15 protein-coding genes are annotated in these 20,103 nt (G+C 71.9%); 1 reads left to right on the top strand and 14 read right to left on the bottom strand.

Going from position 1 to position 20,103, the window contains the following annotated elements; translation table 11 throughout:
- Positions 1 to 263: 263 nt before the first annotated feature.
- The 12 genes from EBH09_RS13810 to EBH09_RS13865 all read right to left on the bottom strand — a co-directional run bounded on the left by EBH09_RS13810 (position 264) and on the right by EBH09_RS13865 (position 15,906).
- Positions 264 to 2,060, bottom strand: coding sequence for a DEAD/DEAH box helicase (locus tag EBH09_RS13810; RefSeq protein WP_121747233.1), 1,797 nt, complete (start codon positions 2,058 to 2,060; stop codon positions 264 to 266).
- Between the two features lie 169 nt (positions 2,061 to 2,229).
- Positions 2,230 to 3,690, bottom strand: coding sequence for an MFS transporter (locus EBH09_RS13815; RefSeq protein ID WP_121747234.1), 1,461 nt, complete (start codon positions 3,688 to 3,690; stop codon positions 2,230 to 2,232).
- 97 nt (positions 3,691 to 3,787) lie between these two features.
- Complete coding sequence (locus EBH09_RS13820; protein ID WP_121747235.1) at positions 3,788 to 4,351, bottom strand: SUKH-4 family immunity protein; 564 nt, start codon at positions 4,349 to 4,351, stop codon at positions 3,788 to 3,790.
- Positions 4,352 to 4,522: 171 nt separating this feature from the next.
- Positions 4,523 to 6,841 carry a molybdopterin cofactor-binding domain-containing protein gene (locus EBH09_RS13825; protein ID WP_121747236.1) on the bottom strand — a complete coding sequence of 773 codons (2,319 nt, stop codon included), beginning with the start codon at positions 6,839 to 6,841 and terminating at the stop codon, positions 4,523 to 4,525.
- Entirely contained in the window at positions 6,838 to 8,856 is a 2,019-nt protein-coding gene (locus EBH09_RS13830) for a 2Fe-2S iron-sulfur cluster-binding protein (RefSeq protein WP_121747237.1), read from the bottom strand. Before EBH09_RS13830 ends, EBH09_RS13825 begins: the two co-directional genes overlap by 4 nt.
- Positions 8,853 to 9,746 (bottom strand): FAD binding domain-containing protein, encoded by an 894-nt coding sequence (locus EBH09_RS13835; RefSeq protein WP_121747238.1) that lies wholly within the window; start codon positions 9,744 to 9,746, stop codon positions 8,853 to 8,855. Before EBH09_RS13835 ends, EBH09_RS13830 begins: the two co-directional genes overlap by 4 nt.
- Before the next feature lie 331 nt (positions 9,747 to 10,077).
- Positions 10,078 to 11,691, bottom strand: coding sequence for a beta-N-acetylhexosaminidase (locus EBH09_RS13840; protein WP_121747239.1), 1,614 nt, complete (start codon positions 11,689 to 11,691; stop codon positions 10,078 to 10,080).
- A gap of 1 nt (position 11,692) precedes the next feature.
- The gene (locus EBH09_RS13845; protein ID WP_121747240.1) at positions 11,693 to 12,538 is read right to left on the bottom strand and encodes a carbohydrate ABC transporter permease; all 846 of its coding nucleotides are present in this window, start codon (positions 12,536 to 12,538) and stop codon (positions 11,693 to 11,695) included.
- Positions 12,535 to 13,500, bottom strand: coding sequence for a sugar ABC transporter permease (locus tag EBH09_RS13850; RefSeq protein ID WP_121747241.1), 966 nt, complete (start codon positions 13,498 to 13,500; stop codon positions 12,535 to 12,537). Before EBH09_RS13850 ends, EBH09_RS13845 begins: the two co-directional genes overlap by 4 nt.
- Entirely contained in the window at positions 13,497 to 14,795 is a 1,299-nt protein-coding gene (locus EBH09_RS13855) for an extracellular solute-binding protein (RefSeq protein WP_121747242.1), read from the bottom strand. Before EBH09_RS13855 ends, EBH09_RS13850 begins: the two co-directional genes overlap by 4 nt.
- A gap of 188 nt (positions 14,796 to 14,983) precedes the next feature.
- A complete protein-coding gene (locus EBH09_RS13860; RefSeq protein ID WP_055417189.1) occupies positions 14,984 to 15,277 on the bottom strand; it encodes a DUF3039 domain-containing protein in 294 nt (97 codons plus the stop codon).
- Positions 15,278 to 15,333: 56 nt separating this feature from the next.
- Positions 15,334 to 15,906, bottom strand: a complete 573-nt coding sequence (locus EBH09_RS13865; protein ID WP_193776282.1) for a YqgE/AlgH family protein — start codon at positions 15,904 to 15,906, stop codon at positions 15,334 to 15,336.
- Between the two features lie 234 nt (positions 15,907 to 16,140).
- Here EBH09_RS13865 and murA point away from each other — a divergent pair, with 234 nt between their 5' ends.
- The gene (murA, locus tag EBH09_RS13870; RefSeq protein ID WP_121747244.1) at positions 16,141 to 17,487 is read left to right on the top strand and encodes a UDP-N-acetylglucosamine 1-carboxyvinyltransferase; all 1,347 of its coding nucleotides are present in this window, start codon (positions 16,141 to 16,143) and stop codon (positions 17,485 to 17,487) included.
- A 191-nt stretch (positions 17,488 to 17,678) separates the two neighbouring features.
- Here murA and EBH09_RS13875 read toward each other — a convergent pair whose 3' ends face one another.
- Positions 17,679 to 17,960 carry an HU family DNA-binding protein gene (locus EBH09_RS13875; protein WP_003950507.1) on the bottom strand — a complete coding sequence of 94 codons (282 nt, stop codon included), beginning with the start codon at positions 17,958 to 17,960 and terminating at the stop codon, positions 17,679 to 17,681.
- 352 nt (positions 17,961 to 18,312) lie between these two features.
- Complete coding sequence (locus EBH09_RS13880) at positions 18,313 to 19,728, bottom strand: NAD-dependent malic enzyme (protein ID WP_121747245.1); 1,416 nt, start codon at positions 19,726 to 19,728, stop codon at positions 18,313 to 18,315.
- Positions 19,729 to 20,103 lie beyond the last annotated feature (375 nt).

Genomic DNA, 20,103 nt, shown 5'->3' on the forward strand with positions numbered 1-20,103 from the left:
AGCGGGATTGCGTCACCGAGTCCCGTCAGTGACGCGCTTCAGAGGCCGCCGATCGGCTGACGGCCCGGCCTTGTGCCCGGGCCCAGTCGCTTCACGGCTGCGCTCCGCGGCGGCGCTGCCACGGGGCGTGTGCGTAGCGGGACAGTAGCGACCTGGTTCGCTCAGCGGAAGGCTCCGTCCAGAATCCGGGCGGCGACCGGTGGGGACTACCTGTGTTTGTCCCGATACGTACAGCGCATGCGGGCGGCGCCCACGCCAGCCCGTCACTTCATGCGGGTGGCCCACTCCTGCACCTTGGCGATGCGCTGGCGCAGCTGCCCGCCGGTGGCCTCGGCACTGGGCGGGCCGCCGCACACGCGGCGCAGTTCGGTGTGGATCACGCCGTGCGGCTTGCCGCTCTGGTGGACGTAGGCGCCGACCATGGTGTTGAGCTGCTTGCGCAGCTCCATCAGCTCCTTGTGCGAGACCACCGGGCGCCGTTCGGCGGGCAGTTCGAGCAGATCGGCCTCGTCGTCGGGCTTCTTGCGGCTGTGCGCGATCTGCCGGGCCTGCCGCTTCTGGAGCAGGAGCTGGACCTGGTCGGGCTCCAGCAGTCCCGGGATGCCGAGGTAGTCCTGCTCCTCCTCGCTCCCCGGGTGCGCCTGCATGCCGAACTCGGCGCCGTTGTACATGACCCGGTCGAAGGTGGCCTCGGACTCCAGCGCCTCGAAGGAGAACTGCTCCTGCTCGCCGGTGTCCTCGTCCTGCTCCCGGTTCGCCTCGTCCATCTCCTTCTCGGACTCGGCGTAGGGGTCCTCCTCGCCCTCCTTCTTGGGCTTGTCGAGGACGTGGTCGCGCTCGCGCTCCATCTCGTTGGCGAAGGTGAGCAGGTCGGGCACGGTGGGGAGGAAGACGGAGGCGGTCTCGCCGCGGCGCCTGGAGCGTACGAAGCGGCCTACGGCCTGGGCGAAGAAGAGGGGGGTGGAGATGGTGGTGGCGTAGACGCCGACCGCGAGGCGGGGGACGTCGACGCCCTCGGACACCATGCGGACGGCCACCATCCACCGGTCGGTGCTGCCGCTGAAGTCGTCGATGTTCTTGGAGGCGCCGGTGTCGTCGGACAGTACGACGGTGGCCCTGCTGCCGGTGATCTCGCGGATCAGCTTGGCGTAGGCGCGGGCGGAGTCCTGGTCGGCGGCGATCACGAGGGCGCCCGCGTCCGGGATGGCCTTCCTGACCTCGGTCAGCCGCTGGTCGGCGGCGCGCAGCACGGCGGGCATCCATTCGCCGCGCGGATCGAGGGCGGTGCGCCATGCCTGGCTGACCGCGTCCTTGGTCATCGGCTCGCCCAGCCGCGCGGCGATCTCGTCGCCCGCCTTCGTCCGCCAGCGCATGTTGCCGCTGTAGCTCATGAAGATGACCGGGCGCACGACGCCGTCGGCGAGCGCGGAACCGTATCCGTACGTGTAGTCGGCGGCGGAGCGCCGGATGCCGTCGTTGCCCTCCTCGTACGTGACGAAGGGGATCGGGTTGGTGTCGGAGCGGAAGGGCGTACCGGTCAGCGCGAGGCGGCGGGTGGCCGGCTCGAACGCCTCCAGGCATGCCTCGCCCCAGGACTTGGAGTCACCGGCGTGGTGGATCTCGTCGAGGATGACGAGGGTCTTGCGCTGCTCGACGCGGTTGCGGTGCAGCATGGGGCGGACGCCGACGCCCGCGTAGGTGACGGCGATGCCGTGGTACTCGCGGCTGAGCGGGCCCGCGCTGTACTCGGGGTCGAGCTTGATCCCTATCCGGGCCGCGGCCTCCGCCCACTGCTTCTTCAGGTGCTCGGTCGGCGCGACGACGGTCACCTGCTGCACGACGTGGTGGTGCAGCAGCCAGGACGCGAGCGTCAGGGCGAAGGTGGTCTTGCCGGCGCCGGGGGTGGCGACCGCCAGGAAGTCCCGGGGCTGCTCCTGGAGATACTTCTCCATCGCCCCTTCCTGCCAGGCCCGCAGCTTGCTGGCGGTGCCCCACGGGGCGCGCCCGGGGAAGGCCGGGGACAGGTGGTGCGAGGTGCTGGAGCTGGCGGTGGTAGTCACGGTCTCCGAAGGGGGTAGATCGGCTCGGCCACGTATGACAACCGGGCCACCCTACCGGCGCCCCGACGCGATCGACGCGCGCACCGGGGCGGGTCACCCCCGGGTGGGACGGAGGTCACAGCCGTCGCAGCCGCCCCGCCGGCCGCGTGGCCGGGTTCACCCGCACCGCTCACCGCTCCCGCACCCGCGTGGCCACCCAAGCCCCCACCAGGGCCACCCCCGCCATCGGCAGGAACACCGCCGCGAAGGCCGCCGGGTGGGAGCCGGTCGCCTCCGTGGCCGCGTGGCTGACCGTGCCGCCGCCGAGGGCGGCGAAGGCGGCGCCGCCGACCGACAGCAGGATGACGTTGGAGAGGCCGTCGGAGATCTGGAGGGCGGCCGAGTTGGTGCCGGCGTCCTCGGGGGCGGAGAGCTTGAGCAGGAGCACGCTGGTGGAGGAGATGACCAGGCCCATGCCGAAGCAGCCGAAGCCCCAGGCGACGGCCACCGTCCAGGCGGGCACGGCGTCGATCAGCACGCTCGGCGCCGTGGCGATGGCCGCCGCCACCAGGGCCATGCCGAGGGCCATCAGGCGCTCGCGGTGGGGTTCGAGGCGCGGCCGGGACTGGAACCAGGACCCCAGGGCCCAGGTGGCCCCGCCCGCGGCCAGCGAGAACCCGGCCATCGTGGGGCTGAGCCCGCGCTGCGTGACCAGCATCAGCGGGACGAAGGACTCCGCGGCGATGAAGGCGCCCGCGGCGACGCCGCGCAGCAGCACGACGGAGGGCAGCCCGCGCACCGCCCGGTAGGTGCCGCGCGGCAGCAGCCCGAGGACGGCCGGGACGAGCAGCGCCACGCCCACCGCGCCGGGCAGCAGCGAGGCCGGGCGCAGGTCCTGGGCGGCGTACTGGAGCAGGCCGGCGCCGAGCGAGATGGCGAGGGCGAGGCGGATGCGGCGGCGGTCGAAGGAGGCCGGTGCCTCCGCCCCGCCCACCGGCCCGGCCGCCCGGCTGCGTATCTGCGGCAGCGCGAGCGCCAGCGGGATCACGACCAGCACCGGGATGCCGACGAACACCCAGCGCCAGCCGAGGTGCTCGGTCACCGCTCCGGACGCGAGCGGGCCGACGATCGACGGGACGACCCAGCCGGCCGCGAACGCCGCCATGATCGCGGGCCGCAGCCGCTCGGGGTAGGCCCGCCCGACGACGACGTACAGCGCGACGATCACCAGCCCGCCGCCGAGCCCCTGCACGGCCCGCCCGAGGATGAACAACCACATCGCGCCGGCCGTCCCGGACAGCACCAGCCCGGCCGCGAAGGCGGTGATTCCGGCGGTCAGTGGCGCCAGCGGCCCCCGCCGGTCCGACCACTGACCCGAGAGCACCATCCCGAACAGGCTCGTCGTGAAGTACCCCGAGAACGCGAACGCGTACAGCGACACCCCGTCCAGCTCCCGCGCCGCCACCGGCATCGCCGTCCCCACCGCCGTCGCCTCGAAGGCGATCAGAACGATGACGGAGACGATGCCGACGCTCAGTGCCCGGTAGGCGCGGCTCAGCACGGTCTCGGCGGCGGGCGCGGTGCGGTCGGCCTTCGGGCCGGGGGCGGGGGTGTCGGCGACCTCGGTGTCGCGCGGTTCAGGGACGGTCATGGTCGTCAGAGTAAGGGCCGCAGACCGCTTTGACCCCTGTCGAGAGGCGGTACGGGACCGGGACCTTGGTCGTACGACCGGCCTCGCGTCAGCGAGCTCAGCCGCGGGGTTGCGCCGGTGCGGAGCCCGCCACGGCCTCCGGTACCGCCGCGCGGCGCAGCAGACACAGCGTGAGGACGAGGGTCGAGACGTCCGGGGTGAGGGGGCGCAGGCCGGCGTCGGCCGGGTGCCAGGTCAGGACCGTACCCGTCGGACCGTCCACGACCACGTCGCTGCCGTCCGGCAGTCGGCCGAGCCGGACCAGGTGGCCCGCCGCCTCGGCCGGGACCGCGTGCCCGTAGTACTCCGCCAGGGTCGGCAGCGGTATGCCGTCGTCGTCCGTCCCGAGCGGGAACGCGTTCTCCGGCAGGCCCGTCTCGCGCAGGAAGCGGCGGGTGGGCTCGTGGGTGAGGGCCGGCGGGAAGTCGATGTCCTCGAAGCGGGCCACGCGGCCCCGGCCGAACTCACGGGCCAGCAGACGGTAGGACAGGTCCAGGGCGAGACCGGAGACCGTGCGGCGGCCCGCGGACAGGAGCAGGCAGCCGATCACCGCCGCCGATGTCCAGAACAGCGGCAAGCGCGCCGGTGTCCGCGTCGTCGTGTCCGTCGTGACCTCGTGCATCGTCCCCCCGAGTGTGCGTGAGCGCGCTCCGTGCGGTGGGCGCGTCAGCCGCCCCCCACCGCTTCGCAGCCTAGGGGCCGCCACTGACAACGGCCCGGCACACCGGACGCGCCCGTCCCTTGGTACAGACGTGCCCCGCACGTCGCGCGTTGCCTCACGCGCGCGGGCGGCTCAGTTCCCCGTCACCACCGCGGCCTGCGGGCGGATCGGGAGGCGGTTCACCGGGCGTCCCGTGGCCGCGCGCACGGCGGAGGCGACGGCCGCCGGGGAGGCCACCACCGGTGCCGCGCTGACCGCCTTGGCGCCGAAGGGGGCGACCACGTCGCGTTCCTCGACGAGCTTCACGATCCGGATGTCCGGGGTGTCCAGCGCGGTGGGCAGGGCGTAGCCGGTGAGGTCGGGGTGGCGGATCAGGCCGCGCGGGGTGCGGAGGTTCTCCGTCAGCGCGATGCCCACGCCCTGGGTCACACCCGCCTCGATCCGGGCGGTCAGCTGGGCCGGGTTCAGCACACGGCCCACGTCCTGGGCGACGGCCAGTTCCACGACCCGTACCGAGCCGATCTCGATGTCGACGTCCACCACCGCGCGGATCGCGCAGAAGGCCATGCCGACGAAGGCGTCACCCTGGCCCGCCTCGTCCAGCGGCTCGGTCGGGTGCGGGCGGCACTGGGCGGTGGCCCACAGTTCCTTGCCGTCCAGTGCCTCGGCGACCGTCGTCGACAGCACGCCGTCGTACGAGGTGATCTTGCCGTCGGCGATCTGGAGCAGCTCGGTCGACATCCCGAACTGGTGCGCGAGGGGCTGGAGGAGCTGGGTGCGGACCATCTTGGCCGCCCGTTCCACCGCGCCGCCCGACACCCAGGTGTGCCGGCTCCGGCAGCCCGCGCCGGCCGGGGGCTGGTCGGTGTCGACGGGCGCCACCTGCACCTCGTCGACGCCGAGGACGTCCTGGACGATCTGCCGGGCCAGGGTCGTGAAGCCCTGGCCGGTCTCGACCGCCGCGCACAGCACCGTCGCCACGCCGTCCTGGACCTTCACGGTGGCCGTGGAGACCTCGTCGGCGCCCTCGGCGCCCAGCATGTGCACCATGCCGATGCCGTAGCCCACGCCCCGGCGCACCGCGGCCGGCTCACCCGCGCCCTCGGGGCCCCCGGGCAGCAGCCACTCGTCCTCGGGCGTGTCCTTGGGCAGTGCGGGGAGCGGGAAGTCGCGGACCGCCTGGAGGAGTTCGGCAACGGGGGCGGGACACGTGACCGTCTGGCCGGTGGGGAGCACGTCGCCCGTGGCGAGGACGTTGCGCAGCCGCACCTCGGCCGGGTCCAGGCCGAGCTTCTTGGCGACCTTGTCCATCTGCGCCTCGTACGCGGCGCACACCTGCATGGCGCCCTCGCCGCGCACATGGCCGGAGGGCGGGTTGTTGGTGCGTACGGCCCAGCCCTCGATGAAGGCGTTGGGGACGACGTAGGGGCCGCAGGCGAACGCCACCGCGGCGGCCAGGGCGTCCGAGGACGTGTCGGCGTAGGCGCCCGCGTCGAGCAGGATCTGCGCCTCGACCTTCACCACCCGGCCCTCGGCGTCCGCGTGGTGGCGGTAGCGCAGGAGGGTGGGGTGCCGGTGGACGTGGCCTAGGAAGGACTCCTCGCGCGTGGCGGTCAGTTTCACCGGGCAGCCGGTCTTCAGCGCCAGCAGGCCGAGCGGCAGCTGGAAGCCCTGGTCCTCGCGGTCGGCGGTGGCACCGGGCACCCCGGTGACGACGATCTTCACCTGGTCGGGTGACAGGCCGTAGCAGGACGCGGCCGTGTCGCGGTCGGCGTGCGGATCGGTGGAGGCCAGGTACAGCTCCACGCCGCCGTCCGGGCGCGGCACCGCGAGGCCCGCCTCGGCGCCGATCGGCGCCGGGTCCTGGCGGCCGATGCGGTACAGGCCCTCGACGACGACCTCGCCGGTCGCCTCCGGGTCGCCGTGGCGCAGCGGGATGTGCCGGATCAGGTTGCCGTCGGGATGCAGCGGTTCGGCCTCGAATGCCTGCTCCGGGTCGGTCACCGGGTCGAGCACCTCGTACTCGACGATGACGGCGGCGGCGGCCATCCGCGCGGTGTCCGGGTGGTCGGCGGCGACGGCGGCGATGGGCTCGCCGTGGTGGCGTACGGCCTCGGAGGCGAACACCGGGCGGTCGGCCCGCCCGCCGCGTCCGTGCAGTGGGACGCCGGGTACGTCCTCGTGCGTGACGACCGCCCGTACGCCGGGCATCTCGCGCGCGTGGGTGGTGTCGATGGACACGATGCGCGCGTGCGGGTGCGGCGAGCGCAGGACGGCCGCCCACAGCAGGCCCTCGGCCCACAGGTCGGCGGCGTACGGGAAGGTGCCCTCCGTCTTGGCGCGGGCGTCGGCGGGCGGCAGGGAGGCGCCGAGGCCGTGCGGGATCGGCTCGGGGACAGGGGTCGCCTCATCGGTTCCCGCGGCCTCCGCAGTCGCGGCGTCGTTGCTCACGCGTGGCCTCCGTCCTGGCCGTTCTCACCGTAGGGCTGGTCGTGCGGTCCCGGTGCGTCCGTTGTCCCCGGCGGCCCCTGGGACTCGAACGCCGACGGGTTGACGCCGCCCGCGCCCGGACCCGCCTGATGCGGGATACGGGGCTCGTCGGCGTCCGTCCCGGCCGCGTCGGCGGCGGTGTGCGCCTCGCGCTCGGCGACGACCTCCTTGACCGCCTCCAGGACGCCCCGGTAGCCGGAGCAGCGGCAGAGGTTGCCGCACAGGGCCTGCCGGGCCTCCAGTTCGGTCGGCGCCGGGTTGCCCTCGAGGAGGTTGTGCAAGGTCATCGCCATGCCGGGCACGCAGAAGCCGCACTGCACCGCGCCGCGCCGCGCGAGCGCCCGCTGCACGTCCGACGGCCGCCCGTCGGCGGCGAGGCCCTCGACCGTACGCACCTCGCTGCCGGCACTGGTGACGGCCGGGACCAGGCAGGAGGCGACCAGCCGGCCGTCGACCTGCACGTTGCAGGCGCCGCACTCGCCCTGCGAGCAGCCGTCCTTGGCGCCCGCGAGGCCGAGCCGCTCACGCAGCACGTACAGCAGCGACTCGCCGATCCAGGCGTCGGTGACGGGCCGGTCGGCGCCGTTGACGCGCAGCACGTACGAGGCGAGGGGGTGATCCTCGTGCGGGGCCGGCTCCCGAGAGGCGGCCGGGTCGGCCGCGGAGGCGAGGACGGCCGGGTCGGTCTCGGAGGCTGCCGGGTCGGTCTCGGTCTCGGAGGCTGCCGGGTCGGTCTCGGTCCGGAGGGCGGTGCGGGGCTCCGTTTCCGGCTCCCGCTCACGCTCCTGGGCGGGCTCATGCTCCTGCCCCGGCTCATGCTCCTGGGCGGGCTCATGCTCCTGCCCGGGCTCGCGCTCCTGCCCGGGCTCATGCTCCTGCGCGGGCGCATGCCGGCGCTCCTGCGCGGCGGCCGGCGCCGGGCCCGTCACGGGCTCCTCGGCGGCCTCCCGGCCGGATTCCGCCGTCACGTCCTCGCCGGTGTCCGCGGGCGGCTCTGCGGGCCCCTCGAAGGCCTCCTCGGCCCCCTGGGGCTCGTCGGTCACCGTCTCGTCGGCCGCCATTCCGCCGGCCATCGGTGCCGAGGGTCGGGTCTCCGCGGCGGGTCCCGCGGGCGCTCCGACGTACGGACCGGCCGCCGGCTCGGGCGCCCGGGGTGCGGACGCGGCCGCTTCGGACGACCGCTCGTAGCCGCCCGGTGCGGCCTCGGCCGCGCGGTCGCCCCAAGGCTGTCCGGCCGGCTGGGTCGCCCAGGGCGCGGGGGCGCCGCCGGGCAGGGTGGCCGGTGCGGTGCCGCCCCACTGCTCGGCCAGGGACGACTGGGTGAACTCGCCCGACTCGTCCGGCAGCTCGCCGTCGGCGACGGGGATGGACCACTGCCCGGTCACGTCCTGCCCGGTCACGTCCTGGTCGGACGCGGCATCGGCCTCGGGCGGCGCGGTGCCGTCGGAGGCCGCGGCCTCGGAGAAGTCCCACTGGCCGGTGGCCCCGGGCCGGTACGAGAACCGGTCGCCCTGCCCGGCGTGCACGTCGTACGGCGCGTTCGTGTCGTACGGCGCGCTCCCGCCGTACGGGTCCTGCCGCGGGTACTCGGCGTACCCCTGGTGAGCGGCGGGCTCCTGGTGAGCGGCGGGCTCCTGCCCCGCGTCCGGGACGTGCCACTGCGCGCCGTCCACGGGTGCGGCCGGCATCGCCCAGGTGCCGGTGGCCGCCGGGTCGGTGCCGGCGGTGGTGGCGGGCGCGACCGTGATCTGCGGCGGCACATAGCCGTGCCCGGGTGCGGCGAGCGGGCTGTCGGCGGAGGCGAGGAGCGCGTCCACGCCGCCCTCGGGGAGCTTCACGAAGGCGGTGGCGCCGTCGTCGTAGTCGCCCTGGGGCAGCGGGTCCCAGCGGCCGCCGCTGGGGGGCGTGCCCCCTCCGTACTGATCGCCGTGCCGGTCCTGATCGCCGTGCCGGTCGTCGTGCTGGTCGTCGGTCACGACAGCGCCCTCCCCAGTGCTCGTCGGGCCAGCGCGGCGACGGTGCGCCGCAGGTGCAGTACGGCCGGCGGGAGCTGCGGTACGGAGCCGTCCTCGGCCGGGGCCGCGTCGGGGATGCAAGCGGCGGCGACGTACTCGCCGAAGGCGCTCAGCGCCTCCGGGACGATCGCGCGGCCGTTGTCCCAGTCGATGAGGGAGGCCACCCACTGCTCGGCCTCCAGGGGGCGCAGCGGCATCGGCGCGATGGCGCCGACGGCGCACCGCACCCCGCGCCGGGCGGGGTCGAGGACCAGCGACACGGAGGCCATCGCGCGGCCCGGGCCGGTCCGGCCGGTCGCCTTCAGGAAGACCTGCGGCGCGTGCAGCAGCGGCACGCGCACGTAGCCGATGAGTTCGCCCGCGCGGAGCATCTCCATGCCGGCCAGCAGGTGTGACACCGGCATTTCCCGGCGGGCCCCGTCCGGGCCCGCGATGATCAGCGTCGCCTCCAGTGCGGCCAGCACCGGCAGCGCGTCGCCGGTGGGTGCGGCCGAGGCGATGTTGCCGCCCAGGGTGCCCGCGTTGCGGATCTGCGGGGGTCCGGCGGCGCGCGCGGCGGCGGCGAGCGCCGGGATGAGCGCGGCGAAGTCGGGGCGCCCCATGCGGGCGTGGGTGAGTCCCGCGCCCAGCAGCGCGTGACCGTCCTGGTACTGCCAGCCGCGGATCTCGCTGATCCGGCCGAGGCCCACCAGCGCGGCGGGCCTGAGCTGGCCGGAGTTGACGGCGGTCATCAGGTCGGTGCCGCCCGCGACCGGAACGGCGGCGGGCATGGCGGCCAGTGCCGCCACGGCCTCGTCCAGTGTCGTGGGCAGCGTGACGGCCTGCGCCGCCTGCGGTGCGTGCGTGGTCAATCCGACTGCCCCTTCCCGCTGTCCCACCTGGTCCCGCCCATGTGGCCGTACGGTACGACCTCACAGGGCGGACGTGGCAACTCTGGCACATCTTTGCAGGGCCCGAACGCGGGGGTCCGCTAGGAGGCATTCGCCCACCTCGTCGGCGAGATGGTCCGATTTAGCACAGGATCTCTGGCAATCAGCCGACAATCAGAGGTGAGCACGATGAGCGAGAGTTGCCACTCCTCTGTGGCGTTTCGGGGCTTTCTCCCTACTTGCGCGCCTTACTTGTGCGCTTTACCTGTACGCCTTGCTTGTACGTCTTGCCTGCTCGCCTTGCCCGTCCGCCTTACTTGTTCGGCGGCGGCCCGTCGATCGGCCGGCCGAGCACACCGGGCCGCCGCTGCCAGGGCAGCGGACCGCCGGGCGGCCGGTAGCCGACGCCCAGGGCGTCAAGTCGCCGGTAGTGGGCGGCCATCCGGCGCTCGAAGCCGGCGAAGTCCCGGTCGGCCGGGGCGGGCAGGGCGCTCCAGGCGACCTCGGCGAACGCGGCGAGCCTCGGGAACGTCTGGTAGTCCACGCGCGCCTGGTTCTCCATCACCTCGGTCCACACGTTCGCCTGGGTGCCGAGCACGTGCCCGGACTCGTCCGGCGTCAGCTCCGCGGGCACCGGCTCGAACCGGTAGACGTCCTCCAGGGTGCGCACGAAGCCGATCGGCACGGGTTCGTCCGCGCCCGCGTGCTGCCGGTGGTCCAGGTACACCTGCTGCTCGGGGCACATGACGACGTCGTGTCCCGCGCGCGCGGCGGCGACCCCGCCGGCGTACCCGCGCCAGGAGGACACGGCCGCGCCCTTGGCCAGTCCGCCCTCCAGGATCTCGTCCCAGCCGATGAGCCGGCGTCCGCGTTCGGCGAGCCAGGTGTCGAAGTGCTGGATGAACCAGGCCTGGAGTTCGTCCTCGTCGGCGAGGGCGAGTTCCTCGATGCGTGCCTGCGCGGTGGCCGAGCGCCGCCACTGGTCCTTGGGGCATTCGTCACCGCCGATGTGGATGAACTCCGAGGGGAAAAGCTCCAGGAGTTCCTCGAACACGCCCTCGTAGAAACGCAGTGTGTTCTCGGTGGGGGCGAGTACGTTCGGGGAGACACCCCAGGTGTCCCAGACGGAGAGAGCGGTGGTGTCGATCACATCGGTGTTGCCGAGTTCCGGATACGCGGCGATGGCGGCCTGCGAGTGTCCGGGTACGTCGATTTCGGGGACGACGGTGATGTGCCGCTCGGCGGCGTAGGCGACGATCTCCCGGATGTCGTCCTGGGTGTAGAAACCGCCGTGGGGCTTGTCCTCCCAGAGCGGCGAGGCGCGGTGGCCGTATTTGGTGCGCGCCCGCCAGGAGCCGGTCCCGGTGAGCTTCGGATGGCGTTCGATCTCCACGCGCCAGCCCTGGTCGTCCGTCAGATGGAAGTGCAGGACGTTCAGTTTGTGGACGGCCATCAGGTCCAGGTAACGCAGGACGCCGTCCTTGGGCATGAAGTGCCGGGCGACGTCCAGCATCAGGCCGCGCCAGCGGAAGCGGGGCGCGTCCTCGATGCGGACCAGCGGCAGCCGCCACCGGCGGCCGGGCAGCGGGGCGCGCCGGAAGGCGTCCGGGCCGAGCAGTTGCCGGAGCGTCTGAGCGCCCCAGAAGAGGCCGTCCGGACCACCGCCCGTCAGGTGCACGCCCGTCGGTTCGACGACGAGGCGGTATCCCTCGGCGCCCAGCTCACCGTCGAGGGACAGGCGGACGACGTCGTCGCCCCCCGTCCCGGGCGGGAACGGCAGGCCGGTCGCGGCACCCAAAGTGGCGCGCAGCCAGCGCTCGGTGTGCTCCGTACCGTCGTCCGCCACCACCTCGGTGTGCGGGCCGAGACCGAAGAAGCCGTCCTCGTGGCCGGTCACTTGCCGTGGCTGGGGAATCACGTCTGTCACGTCAGTCCTTTACCGCTCCGCCGAGGCCGGAGACGAGTCGTCGTTGCACGAGTACGAAGAAGACCAGCACCGGAATCGTCATCACCGTGGACGCGGCCATCACACCGCCCCAGTCCGGGTCGTCCGGCTTGTAGAAGACCAGCAGCGCCATCGGCAGGGTCGACTGGGAGGTGTCGCTGATGATGAACGACTTGGCGAACAGGAAGTCGTTCCAGGTCGAGATGAAGGAGAAGACACTGGTGGCCACCAGCCCCGGGAAGACCAGCGGGAAAAGGATCTGCCACAGGAATCGCGCCCGGCTCGCGCCGTCGATGTAGGCGGCCTCCTCCAGGGCCTCCGGCACGGCTTTCACAAACCCTCGCAGCATCCAGATCGCGAACGGCAGCGAGAAGGCGATGTGAGGCAGTATCAGCGACCCCAGCGTGTTCAGCTGGCCGAAGTCCCTCATGAGGAAGAACAGCGGGATGGTGAGCGCCTCCACGGGCACCATCTGGGCCACCAGGAACATGATCAGCAGGGTGGTCCGGAAACGGAACCGGAAACGCGTCACCGCGGTCGCCGCGAGGAACGCGATCAGCGCCGAGGCGATCACGACGGTGCCCGCCACAAGCAGGCTGTTGAGGAAGTAACGACCGAATTCCTGCTGTCCGAAGACCCGCCGGAAGGAATCGAGCGACGGCGCCAGGGTCCACGGACGCGGCTCGCTCGACTCGATCTCCCCGGCCGGTTTGAAGGCGCTCAGCACCATCCAGTACAGCGGGAAGGCCACCACGACCGCGATCAGCAGCGCCGAGGCCTCGGCCGCCAGCCGCCACGGTCGGCGCACACGCGCACGCGGAAGATTCACAGCTCCTCCCCTTGGCGGCGCAGCAGCCGCAGGTAGACCAGCGTCACGGCGAGCAGGATCAGCAGCATCACGACGCCGATCGCCGAGCCGAGGCTGTACTGCGAGGACGCGAACGCCTTCTGGTAGGCGTAGACGTTGAGGACGAGGTTCTGGCCGGCGATGCCGCCTCCGTTGGTCATGACGTAGATCTGGGTGAAGACCTTGAAGTCCCAGATGACCGACTGGATGGTGACGACGACCAGGATCGGCCGGAGCATCGGGGCGAGCACCGACCGCCAGATGCGCCACTGCGAGGCGCCGTCCAGGGCGGCGGCCTCCAGCACCTCGGCCGGCACGGCGCGGATCCCGGCATAGACGGTGACCATGACGAACGGGAAGGAGCACCAGACCACTTCGAGCAGGACCAGGCCGAAGGCGCTGAAGCGCCCGTACGTCCAGGAGTGGTCGCCGAGGCCCAGCATCCGGTTGACCGGCCCGAAGTCCGGGTCGAACAGCAGCAGCCACACCGTCGACCCGGTGACCGCCGGGGTCGCCCATGCTCCGAGGGCGGCCATCATCAGCGCGAGCCGGGGCAGGGCACGGACCCGAGTGAGCAGCACGGCGAGCGCACACCCGACGGCCAGCGTCGACACCACACAGGCCGCCGCGAACACGACGGTGGCGAGCAGCACCCGCCAGAACTCACCGTCCCCGAACAACTCGGCGTAGTTCCCGAACCCCTGGAAGGTGGTCGGTTCACCACCGGACACCTGGGCCTGCGTGTACTCCAGAAAGGAGATCAGCCCGAGCTGATAGACGGGGTAGACCAGCAGCCCACCGAGGACGACAAGAGCGGGCGCGAGATACAACCAAGGAACACCGGAGGAGCGCCCGAAGGGGCGCGGGGAACGGCGCGACGAGCCACGACGCACCGTCACCGACCCACGCACCGCACCCCCCGAGCCGGAAGGCGACACACTCATCCGGCGGAGCCGAACGCGTCGTCCATCTTCCGAGCCGCGTCCCCAGCGGCGGCGCCCACGTCCTTCTTGCCGCTGACCACCTCCTGGAACATCGTCGGCAGCACCTGCGACGAGTCGATCGTCGCCCACGCGGGCGAGGCCGGGACGAACTTCGTGCCCGCGGCGAGGGTGTCGACGAACGGCTTCACGAACGGCTCCTCGGCCGCGACCCGCTGCCGTACGTCCGTGAAGGTCGGCAGGAAGCCCATCGCGTCGAACATCTCGCCCTGCGCCCGCTTCGACGCGAGCCGCTTCATCAGGTCGACGGCGAGGGTCCGGTGCGAAGTGCTCTTCAGGACGCCGATGTTGTTGCCGCCCGCGAAGGCCGGCGCGATCGAACCGGGCTTCACGCCCGGCAGCGGCACGACCGCGTACTCGCCCTTCACCTCCCCGGCCTCCACGGCCTGGCGGCTGAAGTCGCCGCCTATCGCCATGGCGGCCTTGCCGGAGGCGAACGCGGTGACGGTGTCGTTGCCGCCCATGCCGGCGCACTTCGCGGCGGGGCAGTTGTCGTCGCCGAAGAGGGACGTGTACGCCTCGATGCCCTTCTGGGCGGCGGCGCTGTCGATCGCCGAGGCGTACGAGCCGCCCTTGCCGGTGGCGAGTTCACCGCCGCCCGCCCAGATGAAGGGCATCGCGCCGTAGGTGTAGGCGCCGCCGACCGCGATGCCGTAGAGGCCGGGCTTCGCGGCGCGGATCTTCTTCGCGGTGGACGCCAGCTCGTCCAGCGACTTGGGGGCCTCGACGCCGAGTTCGCCGAAGACGTCGGTCCGGTAGTACAGGGCGCGGACGCCGACGAAGTAGGGGGCGCCGTAGATCTTGCCGTCCACGGTGACGGACTGCCGGGCGGTGGGGTCGGCGTCCTTGGCCTCGTCCCAGGACCCGAAGGCCTCGGTGACGTCCATCAGCCCGCCGTCCTTGACGTAGCCGGCGGTGTCGGTGTTGCCGTACTCGATGACGTCGGGGGCGCTGTCGGGGTCGTTGAAGGCGGCCTTGATGCGCTGGGCGCGGGTCTCGACGGGGATGTACTCGACGTCGACCTTCGTGCCCTTGTGTGCCTTCTCGAAGTCGGCCAGGACCGCGTCGACGACCTTTTCCTTCGGCTTGGTGTTGACCTCCTGGAAGAGCCAGACCCGTAGCGTGCCGCTCTTCTCGTCCTTGCCGGAGGAGGAGTTGTCGGACGTCTGGGGGGCGCAGGCGGTCGCGGTGACGACGGCGGCGGCCAGCAATACGGCCAGGCGGGGGGCGAGCTTCATGGAGTGTTCCTCCGGGCGTGCGTTGCAACATATGCAATGACGGTTTCGCTCTGCACAACACCCAGGAGGTTATGGAGTACATGAACATGTCCACAAGAGGTCTCAACCACTTCGTGACAACGCGAAGGCCCCCGGAGTGCGCGCGGGCACACTCCGGGGGCCTTCGAAGAACTCGGCCGGGAAGGCTGCTACTTCTTGTCGCCGCCCTTGCCGCCCTTGCCCTCGTCTCCGCCGCCGCTCATGGACTCGTAGATCTCCTTGCACATGGGGCAGACCGGGTACTTCTTCGGGTCGCGGCCCGGTACCCAGACCTTGCCGCACAGCGCCACGACGGGGGTGCCGTCGAGGGCGCTCGCCATGATCTTGTCCTTCTGGACGTAATGGGCGAAGCGCTCGTGGTCACCGTCACCGTGCGAGGTCTGCGGTGTCGGCTCTACGAGGGTCCCCGTACCAGTCCCGCGCTCGGGCTCGAGAGTGCTCATGCATGCCAGGGTACTTAAAGCCCGGGTATTGAGGCTCACACGCTCCGGCCGGGAGATCAGTTGAGCGAGGGGTCGTCCGGATACGTCGCCACCATCGCCAGGTCACCCCGCTGGCGGCGCAGCACCTCGCGCCAGAGCCTCTCGGGCACGGGGCAGGACACGTCGCCGGGCTCGGACTCCACCACGTACCAGGCGCCCTCCGTCAGCTCGTCCTCCAGTTGACCGGGGCCCCAGCCCGCGTACCCGGCGAAGATCCGCAGGGCGCCCACGGCCGGGGCCAGCAGCTCCGGCGGCGCCTCCAGGTCCACCAGTCCGATCGCGCCGTGCACCCGGCGCCAGCCCAGCGGCGCCCGCTCGCCGGACGCCCCGCCGGGGACGACGGCCACGCCGAGGGCCGAGTCGAGCGACACCGGGCCGCCCTGGAAGACGACGCCGGGTTCGCCGGTCAGGTCCGCCCAGCCCTCCAAGATGTCGCCCACGTCGACCGGCGTGGGGCGGTTGAGGACGACGCCGAGGGAACCCTCCTCGTCGTGGTCGAGAAGGAGCACCACCGCACGCTCGAAGTTCGGGTCCGCCAGGGCGGGCGTTGCCACGAGCAGCCGCCCCGTGAGCGAGGACACCTCGGTCATGCCTGACATGATCCCGCATGTTCCCCTCCCGTGGGGAGGCAATCGGGGGCACGGGGGTGAACACGTGCGCCGTGCGCGCGCCGTCACCGTGACCGCCCGTGCCCGGCGGTGAACGGTTCGTGTTGTGACAAACCCATGACGTCGCCGGACCGTGCACAGGCTTACTGAAGGGGGGTACAAGGCGATTACCCTTTCCCTTCTGCCCCCTGCCCAACCCCACGGAACGCGAGATTCATGACCGTCAACGGCGCTGATGACGTACTGCTTGTCCACGGCGGAACCCCGCTGGAGGGCGAGCTCCGGGTCCGCGGTGCGAAGAACCTCGTGCCGAAGGCCATGGTGGCCGCCCTGCTGGGCAGTGCGCCGAGCCGGCTGCGCAACGTGCCGGACATCCGCGACGTGCGGGTCGTACGCGGACTGCTGCAACTGCACGGGGTGACCGTCCGCCCGGGAGAGGAGCCCGGCGAGCTGGTGCTCGACCCCTCGCACGTGGAGAGCGCGAACGTCGCCGACATCGACGCCCACGCGGGCTCGTCGCGCATCCCCATCCTGTTCTGCGGCCCCCTGCTGCACCGCCTCGGCCACGCGTTCATCCCGGGCCTGGGCGGCTGCGACATCGGCGGCCGGCCCATCGACTTCCACTTCGAGGTGCTGCGGCAGTTCGGCGCGAAGATCGAGAAGCGTGCGGACGGCCAGTACCTGGAGGCCCCGCAGCGACTGCGCGGTACGAAGATCAACCTGCCGTACCCGTCCGTCGGCGCGACCGAGCAGGTGCTGCTGACGGCCGTGCTGGCCGAGGGCGTCACGGAGCTGTCCAACGCCGCCGTGGAGCCGGAGATCGAGGACCTGATCTGCGTACTGCAGAAAATGGGCGCGATCATCGCGATGGACACCGACCGCACGATCCGCATCACCGGTGTGGACGAGCTGGGCGGCTACACCCACCGTGCCCTCTCGGACCGCCTGGAAGCCGCCTCCTGGGCCTCGGCCGCGCTGGCGACCGAGGGGAACGTCTACGTCCGCGGCGCCCAGCAGCGCTCGATGATGACGTTCCTGAACACCTACCGGAAGGTGGGCGGCGCCTTCGAGATCGACGACGAGGGCATCCGCTTCTGGCACCCGGGCGGGCAGCTGAAGTCCATCGCCCTGGAGACGGACGTCCACCCCGGCTTCCAGACGGACTGGCAGCAGCCCCTGGTGGTCGCCCTGACGCAGGCCACGGGCCTGTCCATCGTCCACGAGACGGTCTACGAGTCCCGGCTCGGCTTCACCTCCGCGCTCAACCAGATGGGCGCCCACATCCAGCTCTACCGCGAGTGCCTGGGCGGCTCACACTGCCGCTTCGGCCAGCGCAACTTCCTGCACTCGGCCGTCGTGTCGGGACCGACCAAGCTGGAGGGCGCCGACCTGGTCATCCCCGACCTGCGCGGCGGCTTCTCCTACCTCATCGCCGCCCTCGCGGCCCAGGGCACCTCCCGGGTCCACGGCATCGACCTGATCAACCGGGGCTACGAGAACTTCATGGAGAAGCTCGTGGAACTGGGCGCGAAGGTCGAGCTGCCGGGCAAGGCGCTCGGCTAGACGGCAGCGCGGACACGCCGATGGGGCGGTCACCCGGACTCGGGTGACCGCCCCATCGGCGTTGTGCTGAGCGCCCCCCTGCGCGAGGGGCGCGGGGCCGTATCGATTCGCGGCTCCGCCGCGCGGGCGCGACCAGCCACTACGGGCCCCGAGCCGCCCCCACGCAGAACCGCGACGGCGCTCAGGCGTGCTTACTTGCCCTTCGCGGCTTCCTTGAGCTTCGAGCCCGCCGAGACCTTGACGCTGTAGCCGGCCGGGATCTGGATCGGCTCGCCGGTCTGCGGGTTGCGGGCGGTGCGAGCGGCACGGTGGGTGCGCTCGAAGGTCAGGAAGCCGGGGATGGTGACCTTCTCGTCGCCCTTGGAGACGATGTCGCCGACAACCTCGGCGAACGCGGCCAGCACGGCGTCGGCGTCCTTGCGGGTCACCTCGGCGCGGTCGGCCAGCGCGGCCACCAGCTCACTGCGGTTCATGTTGTTACTCCCGTGTTCTTCTTGCCGTTGAGGCGTGCCACGCGGCGGAGCCGCATGTTGGGCACAGCGATGCCGATGCTGCCAGGGTCCTCGGACATTCCCCGGACCCGGGTCGGTCGTCAGACCCTCGCGCCCAGGGAGGCATCCTGCCTCCACCTGCGGCGGTAAAGCCAATCCGGCACCCCCAGGAGTCGTGAGAACACCCTTGGGAGTCACACGCCGAGAGGGCCTGAGCCTTGCGCAACCCTAGAGGGCGATCCGAGGCCCGACATCCCGCGACGCGCCGGAGGGGCGGCCCGCCGTGGTGATCCTCACCACCACGCCACCGGCCGCCTTCCCCCGCCGGGGAAACCTACGCCACCACCCCGGCGGCCTTCGCCGCGTCCCGCACGGCGCCCGCGACGGCACCGGCGACCTTGTCGTTGAAAACGCTGGGGATGATGTAGTTCGGGTTGATCTCGTCCTCGGTCACCACGTCCGCGAGGGCGTGCGCGGCGGCCAGCATCATCTCGGTGTTGACCGTGCGGGACTGCGCGTCCAGCAGGCCCCGGAACACGCCCGGGAAGACCAGCACGTTGTTGATCTGGTTCGGGAAGTCGGAGCGGCCGGTGGCGACGACCGCCGCGGTCTGGCGGGCGATCGCCGGGTCGACCTCGGGATCGGGGTTCGCGAGCGCGAACACGATCGCACCGTCGGCCATGGCGGCCACGTCGTCGCCGTCCAGGACGTTCGGGGCCGAGACGCCGATGAAGACGTCGGCGCCGTGCACGGCCTCCTTCAGGGTGCCGGTGAGGCCCTCGGGGTTGGTGTTGTCGGCGATCCAGCGCAGCGCCGACCCGGGCGCGGCGTCGACCAGGTCCGCGCGGCCCGCGTGCACGACGCCGTGGATGTCGGCGACGACGGCGTTCTTCACACCCGCGGCGATCAGCAGCTTGAGGATGGCCGTACCCGCCGCGCCGGCGCCGGACATGACGACCCGTACGTTCTCGATGGGCTTGTCGACGACGCGCAGGGCGTTGGTCAGGGCGGCGAGGACGACGATGGCGGTGCCGTGCTGGTCGTCGTGGAAGACGGGGATGTCGAGGGCCTCGCGCAGCCGGGCCTCGATCTCGAAGCAGCGGGGGGCGGAGATGTCCTCCAGGTTGATGCCGGCGAAGCCCGGGGCGATGGCCTTGACGATCTCGACGATCGCGTCGGTGTCCTGGGTGTCGAGGCAGAGCGGCCAGGCGTCGATGCCGGCGAAGCGCTTGAACAGGGCCGCCTTGCCCTCCATCACCGGCAGCGCGGCCTTGGGGCCGATGTTGCCGAGGCCCAGCACCGCGGAGCCGTCCGTCACGACCGCAACGGAGTTGCGCTTGATCGTCAGGCGGCGGGCGTCCTCGGGGTTCTCGGCGATCGCCATGCAGACGCGGGCCACACCCGGCGTGTAGATCATGGACAGGTCGTCGCGGTTGCGGATGGGGTGCTTCGACGCCATCTCGATCTTGCCGCCGAGGTGCATGAGGAAGGTACGGTCGGAGACCTTGCCCAGGCTGACGCCCTCGATGCCGCGCAGCTGCTCCACGATCTCGTCGGCGTGCGAGGTCGAGCCGGCGGCGATGGTGACGTCGATACGGAGCTTGTCGTGGCCGGAGGCCGTGACGTCGAGGCCGGTGACGGAGCCACCGGCGGACTCCACCGCGGTGGTGAGCTGCGAGACCGCTGTCCCGCCCGCGGGCACCTCCAGTCGGACCGTCATCGAGTAGGAGACGCTGGGCGCCGTTGCCATGGCCGACTTCCTCTGCTTTCACCGTGTAACTGCGTTTGTGCCGTCCGATAGTCGCACCTACCACTGAGTACGTGGTAGCCACCCCGGGTTGCGAACTTTGTGTTCGCGCACCGTCCCCGCCGGACCTCGAGCACTTTCGGAAAACGACTTCCACCATACGAGAAGTTGCGGGTCGACGGAAGAGGGGGACCGGCCCGGGAAAGAACCCGCGGGACGGGAATTGTCTTGCGGGGATCGTTTGTTACCTTGGACGTGGCACCGGCTCGATCCAAGCCCCCGGGCCCAACCTTCGTCGCTACGAGCGACCACTTGCCGCGAGGCGAGCATGGCGGGTCGGTGCCACCTAATCGAAGAAGACGAGAGGCCCGCGCCGTC

The organism is Streptomyces sp. E2N166 (genome assembly GCF_003671715.1).
GTDB lineage: Bacteria > Actinomycetota > Actinomycetes > Streptomycetales > Streptomycetaceae > Streptomyces > Streptomyces thinghirensis.